Source organism: Flavobacterium sp. DSR2-3-3 (assembly GCF_049896585.1).
Lineage (GTDB): Bacteria > Bacteroidota > Bacteroidia > Flavobacteriales > Flavobacteriaceae > Flavobacterium.
In genome coordinates this window covers 14223-26429 of record NZ_JAFCUP010000002.1, presented here as the reverse complement: position 1 = coordinate 26429, position 12207 = coordinate 14223, and the positions used below count along the sequence as shown (strand labels likewise).

The following is a 12207-nucleotide window of genomic DNA, read 5'->3' as shown; positions in this document are numbered from 1 at the left end:
TAATTTTGATTTCTTTTAAAAGTATAAATGTAATACATTTCTTTCAAAATAGTATCATTATTAGGGTAATATCTTTTGATACAGTAAAAACCATAATAAATACGTTTCGACTTTATGAGAAATCGTATTACTTTTTAGGTATAGTTAAAAATTGATAGATTGATTGATTATTAAATAAAAAAATAAAGCTTTTATAATATAACAGGAAGTCTATTAAATGATTTGTAATATTTTTATCTTACATTAGCTAAATAAGTACTAAAGCCTTTTATGGCACAAAACTAAATAGATGGATTGGAGCCATCTTATAGCTGGTATAGAGAGTTATTTATTATTTACAAAACAGACAAGAACCTATGAATATATTTACAAGAATATTTAGAAAAAAAAACATTGAAAATCCCTCATTTAAAACATCCGAAGTATTTAAAATAAGTGGTGTCCCTCTGCATACCTTCGTGGAAAGAATTTCACTCAATAAACGAATTGAAGAATTTTTCACTGGAAAAGATGCCGCTCTCCTTTTTTTAGGTTATTCTAAAAGTGGTAAAACTGTATATAGAAAAAAGCATCTTGAAAAAGATGGTGTAAAGATTGTGACGTTCAGGTGTAACAATGAATCCACGATTAGTCAACTTTACGATCAAATCGCATCAGAAACTTCTTTGGGTCAAATTATTCACACTACCGATTCAAATGGGAATAAAAAAACATATACCGATTCTGCAACAATAGGTATAAAAGATACTGCTGGTGTGAATTCAACATACTCTGATGAAATCAACTACAGTTTCCTCTACACAGAAGAAAAAACTAAAGTTAAGGTGGATGTGAATTTCTTATGCAACAAATTAAAAGAAAGTAACACTTTAATCATACTTGAAGATTATCATCTAGTTAGTACTAATTTTAATAAAACATTATCAGAAGATTTAAAACATTTTTTAGATGATGAAATTTTATTTGTTTTAATTGGAATTCCAAGTAGTCCAAACCGCGCATTGCGAAATAACCCTGATTTATCAGGAAGGTTAGAACATTTAGTATTCGATTATCTTACAATTAATGAAATCAAAGAAATAATTAAGCTAGGCACAACAAAATTAAATGTCTTTCTATCAGAAGATGTAATAAATGAAATTATAAAGTCATCAATGAACAATGCTTTTTTAGTGCAGTATATTTGTAAAATACTATTATTAGAAAATGGAGTTGAGTCTACGCAGATTAAAACTAAAAGGTTAGAAGAAAAAGTTCTGGTTTTTAATACTTGCAAAATAATTGCCGACAAGCTAGATAATGATTACAAAGATATTTATGGGATAATCAATGCAGGAGTTCGAAAACAGCAAGAAAATAAGGCTTTTAATCAATACGAAGAAATTTTAAAAGTCTTAAAAAGTCATGGCATAGAAGATTTAGAAAAAGGTGTACATTACACAGATATATTCAAATGGTCGTGGCAAAATATTGATCCCGAAACTGTACAAAAATTCATAAAGAACGAGACTTACGTTGACGAGACATCATTTAAAAATTCATTTAGAACTCAAATAAAAGATGCCGTACAAAACATTAACACTAGCCTTTCGAAAAACAGCTCGAGACCAGTTTTATATGTTGATGAAGGTAAAATATATTTAACTGATTTGATTTTTAAATTCTATATGAATTGGAAAAAGGATGCATAACAGCTACTACAACGGATTTGGGCAATAGACTTAATGGGAAGTTGGTTTATTTGGAATGATTTGTAAAAACCGAATAATGGTTATAGTACAGGAATGTTGGTAGCATGCGACAATCTCGTAGAAAATTAAAACTGAATAATATGAATATAAAAGTTAGAAATTATTTAATTGAGTTGGCAAGACAAAAAGTTAATCAAACAGTAACTTATCAAAAACTTTCCGATGATTGCGGTTTAAATTTTAATATGCGAGAAAACCCCTATGATAGAAAAATGCTAGGTGAAATTCTTGGAGACATTTCAGTATATGAATTTGAAAACTATGAAAGACCTTTACTTAGTGCATTAGTTTTAAGAGCTGGTGATAATTATGAAGGTGATGGTTTTTATAAATTAGCTGAAAATTTAGGTTTCGGAAAATGGCAAAAATTAAAAAATGATGCGGTATTTGAAGCTATACAAATTAGAGAATGCATAAAGTTTTGGAGTAACGACAAGAATTATTACGATTATAAATAATTATTTCTGATGTCAACATTTTTAAATATCAATTTAGATCGTCAAATGAATCTAAATTTTGCATTGAAACATTTTTTCTTTGTTTCATTTTGGCTGGTAGCAATCTGCATTTTCATTTTGCGAATAGACGAAATTATACTTCTTAATACGCAATTTGAAAAATACTATTCTTATGCACCAATAGTTTACATTGTATTATTACTTTTATTTTTTCTATTCAATAAATGGTATTACATTATTACATTTTTTCTGTACCCAATTCTGTTGATTTTTTGGTTCATCCCTAAGTCGATACTATCTGTTGGCAAAATCTATATGTTTGGAAATTATATTAATTCTATAATTTCATGGTTCACCAATTTGAAATTATCAATATTCAATTTAATATTTTTTATTTGTACTATTGCTGTTTTTCTTATTTTTAAAAGCCCAGTCGCAATTGTATTCACAATGTGTAGTATATCATATTTTTATTTTAAATATTTATTCGCTTTACTTAGTAAAGCGTTTAAACCTCCATCTATATTCGGAAACTCGTTAGAAGAAACGATAAAGAAAATTATCAATCGAAACGATAGGTCTACATCATTTTTACTAAAATCATTTATCATCAATCAAGGAGACGAAAAACTTGAAATTGACATTCGCAGGGAAAGTCAAATTCGGAGAGTTTTAATGTTCAATTTCTGCGCTGACTTATTAAAAGAGCGAATCATTGGTCATAGAGGAAAGCAAGCTTATATGATTTCGTGGATGTTTGGAGCTTTTATGTTTCTAATGTATTCGATTTTATTTTTTAGTTTTCTAAATCTACAATTATATAGAGTTGATGATTCAAATTTTATTTATCAAGGTGCTTATAGGACTTTTGATTTTTTTTACTACACACTTAAAACAATCACTTTTGCCGATATTGAAATCGTAAAACCAATCTCGATAATTGCCCGAATTATTGAAATCTCTTGTTTTTTTATTATAGGGATTTTTCTACTTATAATATTTCTTTCAATCATTCTTTCGATGAAGCAGGAGAGACTAAATGAAAATTTAAAACTGACAACTGCATTGATAGATTCAGAGTCTCTAATTATAAAACAATATGTAGAGGCAGAATTTGGTTCAAACTTGAGGTCGCTAGCACAAGAAGTTAAAAATATTGATGATTCACTTCAAAATCTAAGACAGTTCATTGAACGGTTATTTTAACAGTGCATAAACCTTATGGCTGGTTGTCGATAGCAGAGAATGCACTTCGTTTCGGCGCCACAAATTCTATGAGCGAAATTTTATTAGCGCTTTAGGCGTAATGAAAACTACAAAACATTATAAATAACGACACATGCCTCAATTGATTTGGGCAATTTACTTATTGGTACAAGTACTGCATTTGGGATATATGTTTAAAACTGATACGCTTTGAATTCAAATTATATCGTACAGTTTTATAAAATTGATAAAATATAAACTTGTTCTATCTGTTTTTAGAGCATTAATAGTTCAATAAAGACTTGATGTATAAACAATATAATATACCTTTTTAATTATTTTTACATAAAATTGTTTATACGGTTAATATAAACCATTTACAATTATTTAAGCAATCTATAACAAGTGGTTTGTTCGCTTCTTTGCAGGTGAAATCTGTTTTTATTATTAATCAAGTAATTAATCGTGTTTTTTAACTGAGTACTTTATGAGAGAGATATGGTTATTGATTCATTCAGTAGTTTGTAAAAATTATTATGACTAATTCCATTCTCAATTATCATTGTTCCGAACGATGCTCTTTTATGACTTTACTCCAATAGTATAAATATCCATTTCTTTTAATACATCATTCATAATTAATTCTGTCTCATTTTGATCGCTACATTTAACTAGTAAAGCATCAAATACATATAAAGGGTAAATATCTGTTTCATTTAATCTTTTTATCGATTCTGTCATTATTTTAACTTCTAAATTAAACATTTTTTCACTAGTTATTTTAAATGTATTTTTATTTTTATCCTCTATAAGGTTCTCTAACATTTGTGGTTCATTCTTTGTGTAATAATCAAACAATGGACTTAATTTCATTTGACTTTCTTTCATATTGAAAAAACTCAAATGTTCTATTTTTACTTCCTTAACATCAAGTTTTAATTGATCTGCAATAAACTGATGAGTCAAGTATTTACTGCTTCCATTATATAACTTCATGGAAAGATTTGGATGTAGACATTTCAAATCTATATTGACTACATTTTCTTTATCAATCTTAATGAGATTTCTAATGAATGACGGCATCAAGTTGAAGGAATCATAAACTCTTCCTCCTGCTCGTCTTCCTGAAATAGTGGGAATCAAAAAACCATTGACCGTTAAGTAATTAAAATGCATTAAACAGTCTTCATAAGAAAAACGCTTACTAAAATCTTTTAACTCACTTTTCTTTCTTCGACCTAAAATAGTTAACTTCTTACCTTTGTTATTCGTAAATTTATTTTTTTTTAATTGTTTGGCTTCGATGAAAATTTCCGCTGATGTTGGTAGAGTTATTTTAGGGTAAACAGTTAATAAATTTTTTGCAATTGGATTTGTGGTGACATCTTTCATGTTACGATATTGCACTTTTAATCTTTGTTTTATAAGAGAATCGCTTGTTATCGTGTATTTTATAAAGCCATTGTTTGAAAATTTATTAGAAAGTCTATATTGAATCGAATTAATACCAACTTCATAACTTGGTGTTCCTTTTTTATTTTTTTTAACCTCAATCATGGGACTTGATGAGAAGATATTCTTTAAGAGAAATTCAATAACTTTTTTATATCTAGCATCTGACCCAGGAATTTGTTCCAACAATATCTTACTATATAATGGCTTCCATTTATCTTGATTATTGTAATCAAAATGAATATGTGCAAAATTTGATAAAAATACTAGACAATACTCTATGGCTAAGTTTTTATCTTTATGCACATTTAGAAGTTCTTTTTCAAATCGCTTCATCCTTAACTGTTCTTCCGTATGTTTCGGAATAACAATTGTTCTAATGTCTCTAAAAAGTTTTATCGATTGTTCGAATTCTTTAAATTCATCTAATATTCCATTATGAATTGCGCTACTTTGGTTTTCTGGCACTTCTTTTTTCATTATTTTAATCGACACTTTTTCATTTTTTAATTTTATTCAAACAAACTCAAATAAACATTCATAACAAAACCATTAATACTTAAAATATATTAAAAAAAATTATTATATATCATTATGTATCATACTTATTGAATGACAAAAAACAACACAAACCCTTACTTTAATTGAGTTTAAACCGTATTTTAACGATTTTTAAGGTGTATTTTTTTGACATTATTTCAAGTTTATATATCTGTAAATATATATTAAATTATACATATAATTTTTAACAACTTTCAATTTAATTTTAAGCTATTTGATTAATTTTCATTAGATAATTTACAGTCAAAATAATAGTTCTTAAATTTTGGAATATTTTTCACAACGAGACAAACATATCAACCAACAATAAAGTTTTAAGAAGTTCAGAATTACATTATGAATGATATTCTATTGTCTTTACATTTGTTTATTTAATGAGTTTTAACAGTTATACAGCGCCTTCAAGCGAGTCTTTATTCGTTTTAATACATTTACATTGTTTTAATTTTATCCGCCTTAAAAACCATGTTAAATGATTACGGTTCAAAATAAGTCATTTCTTTAGTGCTTTGTACTATGTTATACATACTACCTAGCACTAAAGTTTTGATTTATAGAAGAGTTAAGAGTTATATTACATTGTGCCGCTTACAATAAACATCTTTAAAAGTAACCTTACAATGGTTCTAAGCAGTTATTTAATCTATTTAATAATTTAGTTAATTAAAGAAATACTCTCGTTTAAAAACAGTTAAAGTGAAATTTAATTTTATGCTATATGTAACAAAGTTTGTTATTCAAAATACGGTCGTACGCCCGAGCCGAAAGATTCAATCGTTCCATGGCAGTTTTCAATAATTGCTTCGAAACATCGTCCAAGGCACAATATTCCCGAATATGTTTGGTATTCATTTGGGCATTATAATGGATATTTTCCATTTGCTCAAAGCGTTCGGTTTGAATTTCACGAGCCGCAGTCACTCTTTTGCGAATATCAACACTGCTTTCTGCTTTTTGGTCATCCGATAATTTTTCGAAAGGAACTGGCGTTACTTCGATGTGAATATCAATTCGGTCTAATAATGGTCCTGATATTTTACTCAAATACCGTTGCATTTCATGTGGCGAAGAAGTTTGTGGAGAATCCGGATCGTTGAAGAAACCACTAGGGCTCGGATTCATACTAGCCACCAACATAAACGAAGACGGATAAGTAACCGTAAACTTAGCTCTGGAAATAGTCACTTCTCTATCTTCTAATGGTTGACGCATCACTTCCAAAACATCTCTCTTAAATTCCGGCAACTCATCCAGAAACAAAACACCATTATGCGCCATAGAAATTTCGCCAGGCTGTGGATAACTTCCTCCTCCTACAAGTGCCACATTTGAAATGGTATGATGAGGACTTCTAAACGGTCTTTGATTCATTAGACCGACTTCCTTTAATTTTCCTGCCACACTATGAATTTTAGTAGTTTCTAAAGCTTCACGCAACGTCATGGGCGGCAAAATACTGGGTAATCGTTTGGCTAACATCGTTTTTCCTGCTCCCGGCGGGCCAATTAAAATAATATTATGTCCTCCGGCTGCGGCAATTTCCATGCAACGTTTGATGCTTTCTTGTCCTTTCACATCAGAAAAATCAAATTCGGGAAAATCTAAGGTTTTATAAAATTCTGCTCTCGTATCTATTGTTGTTGGTTCCAGAGTGCCTTTTCCTTCCAGGAAATCAATTACTTCCTGCACATTTTCAATTCCATAAACATCCAATCCGGCAACAATTGCGGCTTCTTTCACATTTTGCTTCGGAAGAAAAAAACCTTTAAAACCTTCTTCTTTGGCTTTTATGGCAATTGGCAAAGCACCTCGTATCGGTTGAAGACTTCCATCAAGGGAAAGTTCCCCCATAATAATATATTTATCAACATCTTCCACATTAATTTGTCCCGAGGCTACCAAAATTCCAATGGCTAAAGTCAAGTCATAGGCAGAACCTTCTTTGCGCAAATCGGCCGGAGCCATATTGATAGTAATTTTTTTGCCGGGCATCGCGTAGCCATTATTTTTGAGCGCTGCCGCAATACGGTAACTACTTTCCTTGATAGCATTGTCTGGCAAGCCAACTAAATGATATCCAATCCCTTTGTCAATATTTACTTCAACAGTAATCGTTGTGGCTTCGACTCCAAAAACTGCACTTCCAAAAACTTTTACTAACATGTGTCCTTATTTAATTCTAAAATTAGAAAAAACTTTTCTTATTATAATTACAAATCCTACAAAACTTTTAATGAAATAATGAATAACAAAAATTTATTCAAAAAATAGTCAAAATTCTTTGGTATATAGCCCTATACCATTCATTTTTCGCAAAAACCAAATGTTAAAATTAAAAAAATTGACGTATACTATTAGCATTTTTCTACTTTTAGAAAATAATTAGAAACCATACTATGAAAAAAATCTTACTCCTACTCTTTTTCAGTTTTTTACTGCCAAAAACCTACGCACAGGAATACTTTCCAAATAATGAAAGTGTTCAAAACAAAACCAGCAATTTTACTGCTTTTACCAATGCAAAAATCTATGTAACACCGACACAAGTTATTGAAAAAGGTACTTTACTGATTCAAAACGGAAAAGTAATTGGTGTTGGAAATAACATTTCAATTCCTAAAAATTGTACGACAATCAATTTAGATGGAAGATCCATTTATCCCTCTTTTATTGACATTTACACCAGTTTTGGAATCGAAAAACCAAAAGCAACCACCGAAAGGAATCCGTCATACGATACTAACAGATCCGGTTTTTATTGGAATGAGAGCATTCGTTCCGAGGTAAATGCCTACCAAGCTTTTAAATACGACCAAACTAAAGCGGAAGAATTATTGAAAGCTGGATTTGGTGTAGTGGGAACTCATGTACCTGACGGAATCGCCCGCGGATCAGGAACTTTAATCGCTTTGAACAACTTTGAAAAAAAGAATCAACTGCTTTCCGATAAAGTGACCAATCATTTTGCTTTTACTAAAAGTGTAACCACTAATCAATCCTATCCAAGTTCATTAATGGGAATGATGGCATTATTACGCCAAATGTATTATGATTTAGACTGGTATAAAAAAGGAAATTCAACTACCAAAGATTTGTCGTTAGAAGCCTTAGCGAATAATGAAAAGTTAGTGCAAATATTTGCTTCAGAAGACAAATTAAACAGTTTACGCGCTGCCAAAATAGCAAATGAATTTGGCTTAAATTATGTTTTAAAAGGAAACGGAAATGAATTTGAACGCATTGAGGAAATCAAAAAGACGAATTCGAAATTTATTATTCCTGTCAATTTCCCGGAAGCGTATGATGTTTCAGACCCAAACCAAGCGAACCAAATGGAATTGAAAGACTTGCGTTTTTGGAACCAAGCACCGACGAACCTTAAAGTTTTAGCTGACAATGGGATTATTTTCGCCTTGACAACAGACAAGTTAAAGAAGATGGAAGATTTCAGACCAAATCTTTTAAGAGCTATCAAATATGGTTTTGATAAAACGAAAGCATTAGAAGCATTAACGACAATTCCTGCTGCTCTTTTAGGAAAAAGTAACGAAATGGGAACTTTGAAAACAGGAAGTTTGGCGAATTTTGTGATTACATCCGGAGAAATTTTCGAAGAAAAAACGGTGCTATACGAAAACTGGGTTCAAGGAAACAAATTTGTTGTCAATGACATCGCAACGAAGGACATTCGTGGAAATTATGATTTAACCATAAATGCTGAAAAATACAAATGGAAGATTGATGGCGAAATTACTGCACCAAAATCAGAAATCACAACGGTTGACGCAAAAAAAATCAAGTCAAAACTTACAATGACCAATAATTGGATTTCTACAGTTATTAAACCCAATGATTCAACAAAAACCAGTTTCACAAGATTAATTGGATATATTGAGGACACCCAAAATCTTTCTGGAAAAGCGGTTTTATTCAATGGAAATGAAGTGAAATGGTCGGCGGTAAAAACCTCCCCATTTACAAAAGCGATTGATTCCTCCAAAATTGAGAAGAACAATATGATTATCCCAACAACATTTCCTAATGTTGCTTTTGGAAATCTAAAGAAACCTGTAGCAGAAACAATACTTTTTAAAAATGCTACCGTTTGGACCAATGAAAAAGATGGTATTTTAGAAGAAACAGATGTATTGGTCAAAAACGGAAAAATAGCATCTATCGGAAAAAATATTTCTGATGCATCCGCTACAATCGTTGATGCCAAAGGAAAACATTTAACAAGTGGAATTATTGATGAACATTCACATATTGCCATTTCTAATGGTGTGAATGAAGGTGGACACAACTCCAGCGCCGAGGTCACAATTCAAGATGTAGTGAATTCAGAAGACATTAATATCTACAGAGATTTAGCCGGTGGAGTTACGACATCACAATTATTACACGGTTCAGCCAATCCAATTGGGGGACGTTCAGCGATTGTAAAATGGAAATGGGGAGCACCTGCAGATGAAATGCTGTACAAAGACCAACCAGGATTTATTAAATTTGCTTTGGGAGAAAATGTAAAACAAGCCAATTGGGGTAACGTAAATCCTACTCGTTTTCCGCAAACTAGAATGGGTGTTGAGCAAGTTTTTACAGACTATTTTCAACGTGCTAAAGAATATGACTTAGCTTGGAAAAACTACAATTCTACTGGTAAAAAAGGAAAAGGAAAAGGGAAAGCGCCAAGAGTTGATTTAGAACTTCAAACATTAGCCGAAATCTTAAACAAAAAACGTTTCATCTCTTGTCATTCTTATGTACAATCTGAAATTTTGATGTTGATGAATGTAGCCGAAAAATTCGATTTTAGAGTCAATACCTACACCCACATTCTTGAAGGCTATAAAGTCGCCGACAAAATGAAAGAACATGGTGTTGGAGCCTCTACTTTTTCGGATTGGTGGGCTTATAAATTTGAAGTAAATGATGCTATTCCTTTCAACGGACCTATCATGCATAATGCCGGAATTGTAGTAGCCTACAACTCTGATGATGCTGAAATGTCCCGAAGATTGAATCAGGAAGCAGCAAAAGCAGTAAAATATGGGAATATTTCTGAAGAAGATGCTTGGAAATTTGTTACTCTGAATCCTGCTAAACTATTGCATATTGATGACAAAGTAGGAAGTATCAAAGTGGGTAAAGATGCCGATATTGTATTGTGGAACACCAATCCATTATCAATTTATTCCAAAGCTGAGAAAACCTTAATTGAAGGTATAGTATATTACGATGCTCAAAAAGATGAAGCGCAAAGAGTAGCAATTGCTAAAGAAAGAAGTGAGCTAATAGGTCAGTTATTGCAAGAAAAAAATAAAGGCATGACCACGCAAGAACCAAAAAAAACGGAGAAGAAAGAATATCATTGTGATACTTTAGAAGAATAATACAATGCATTTAAATTTCAACAATCGTGCTTTTATGATAAAGCAAAGCAATTCTAAAAAATCTATAACTATGATTAGTAAAAAAATATATCTTTTAATATTGGCATTTAGTATATCAGTACTTACACAGGCACAACAAACACCTGCCGCGAAACAATCAAAATCTATTTTGATTCTCAATGCTACAGCACACCTTGGTAATGGCGAAATAATTGAGAACAGTGCCATCGGATTTATGGACGGGAAAATTACTTTGGTTGCGGATGCCAGAGTAATCCGATTAGCCGCCGGTGCATACGATGTAACAATTGATGCAAGCGGAAAACACGTTTATCCAGGATTTATAGCTCCCAATTCTACACTAGGTTTAGTTGAAATTGATGCTGTAAAATCTTCTGATGATGAAGATGAAATTGGCGCTATGAAGCCTCACGTAAGAAGTATTGTTGCTTACACAGCCGATTCAAAAGTAATAGAAACTGTAAGACCGAACGGTATTTTGATGGCTCAAATCACGCCTAGAGGCGGAGTTATATCTGGTTCTTCCTCAATTGTTCAACTGGATGCCTGGCACTGGAAAGATGCGCTTATAAAAGAAAATGATGGCATTCACATCAACTTCCCTACTACGTTCAAACGTGGCGGTACCAGATTTGAACCGGGAAACATCGAGGCCAATAAGGATTATTCAAAACAAATTTTAGAATTATCTTCTTTTTTATCTAATGCAAAAGCGTATTTAGGCGAAAGTTCGAAAGAGCGAAATTTAGTTTTAGAATCTACAAAAGGTTTGTACGACGGAAGCCAAACGCTATTTATTCATGCCAATGAAGAAAAACAAATCATCGATGCGGTGCAATTTGTTAAAGAAAGTGGCATTAAAAAAATGGTGATTGTTGGCGGATATGAAGCCTACAAAACAGCTGAATTATTACAAAAAAATAATATTGGCGTGCTGCTTAGACGAGTGCATGAAATGCCTGAAAATGACGATCATGATATTGATTTACCATACAAAAATGCTAAATTACTAACAGATAAAGGAGTTCTTGTAGGTTTAGAAAACAGCGGTGCCCATGAAAGAATGAATACCAGAAATCTACCATTTTTAGCTGGAACATGCGCTGCGTACGGACTAAACAAAGAGCAAGCGTTGCAATTAATAACATCAAATACTGCTAAAATATTAGGAATTGATGCGCAATGTGGTACCTTAGAGCAAGGAAAAGACGCTACACTATTTGTTTCTGAAGGTGATGCTTTGGATATGAGAACAAATAAATTGACCAACGCTTTTATCCAAGGCAGGATGATCAGTCTGGAAACGCATCAAACAAAGCTGAACGACCGCTATAAAACAAAATACAATCAAAAATAAAGTAATAC

General features: G+C 31.6%; 6 protein-coding genes and 1 pseudogene. 5 read left to right on the top strand and 2 right to left on the bottom strand.

The annotated features are described in order from the left end of the window. Nucleotides 1–356: 356 nt before the first annotated feature. The 3 genes from ACP7AQ_RS02825 (at nucleotide 357) to ACP7AQ_RS02815 (ending at nucleotide 3415) form a co-directional block, all read left to right on the top strand. A complete protein-coding gene (locus ACP7AQ_RS02825) occupies nucleotides 357–1691 on the top strand; it encodes a hypothetical protein (protein ID WP_426094317.1) in 1335 nt (444 codons plus the stop codon). A gap of 140 nt (nucleotides 1692–1831) precedes the next feature. After that, on the top strand, nucleotides 1832–2209 hold the full coding sequence (locus ACP7AQ_RS02820; protein ID WP_426094316.1) for a hypothetical protein: 378 nt from the start codon (nucleotides 1832–1834) through the stop codon (nucleotides 2207–2209). A 450-nt stretch (nucleotides 2210–2659) separates the two neighbouring features. Continuing rightward, a complete protein-coding gene (locus tag ACP7AQ_RS02815; RefSeq protein WP_426094315.1) occupies nucleotides 2660–3415 on the top strand; it encodes a hypothetical protein in 756 nt (251 codons plus the stop codon). Nucleotides 3416–3997: 582 nt separating this feature from the next. On the opposite strand, the gene ACP7AQ_RS02810 is transcribed toward ACP7AQ_RS02815, so the two are convergent. Continuing rightward, on the bottom strand, nucleotides 3998–5347 hold the full coding sequence (locus ACP7AQ_RS02810; protein ID WP_426094314.1) for a hypothetical protein: 1350 nt from the start codon (nucleotides 5345–5347) through the stop codon (nucleotides 3998–4000). Between the two features lie 819 nt (nucleotides 5348–6166). Continuing rightward, nucleotides 6167–7591: pseudogene (locus ACP7AQ_RS02805) on the bottom strand (YifB family Mg chelatase-like AAA ATPase); the annotation flags it as partial. A gap of 233 nt (nucleotides 7592–7824) precedes the next feature. On the opposite strand from ACP7AQ_RS02805, the gene ACP7AQ_RS02800 reads away from it, so the two are divergent. Next, entirely contained in the window at nucleotides 7825–10821 is a 2997-nt protein-coding gene (locus ACP7AQ_RS02800; RefSeq protein WP_426094313.1) for an amidohydrolase family protein, read from the top strand. Between the two features lie 70 nt (nucleotides 10822–10891). Continuing rightward, the gene (locus tag ACP7AQ_RS02795; RefSeq protein WP_426094312.1) at nucleotides 10892–12199 is read left to right on the top strand and encodes an amidohydrolase family protein; all 1308 of its coding nucleotides are present in this window, start codon (nucleotides 10892–10894) and stop codon (nucleotides 12197–12199) included. The last annotated feature ends 8 nt before the right edge of the window (nucleotides 12200–12207 follow it).

Coding starts and splice junctions, on each gene's coding strand:
- ACP7AQ_RS02825 (WP_426094317.1), top strand. CDS start 357: ATGAATATATTTACAAGAATATTTAGAAAAAAAAACATTGAAAATCCC.
- ACP7AQ_RS02820 (WP_426094316.1), top strand. CDS start 1,832: ATGAATATAAAAGTTAGAAATTATTTAATTGAGTTGGCAAGACAAAAA.
- ACP7AQ_RS02815 (WP_426094315.1), top strand. CDS start 2,660: ATGTGTAGTATATCATATTTTTATTTTAAATATTTATTCGCTTTACTT.
- ACP7AQ_RS02810 (WP_426094314.1), bottom strand. CDS start 5,347: ATGAAAAAAGAAGTGCCAGAAAACCAAAGTAGCGCAATTCATAATGGA.
- ACP7AQ_RS02800 (WP_426094313.1), top strand. CDS start 7,825: ATGAAAAAAATCTTACTCCTACTCTTTTTCAGTTTTTTACTGCCAAAA.
- ACP7AQ_RS02795 (WP_426094312.1), top strand. CDS start 10,892: ATGATTAGTAAAAAAATATATCTTTTAATATTGGCATTTAGTATATCA.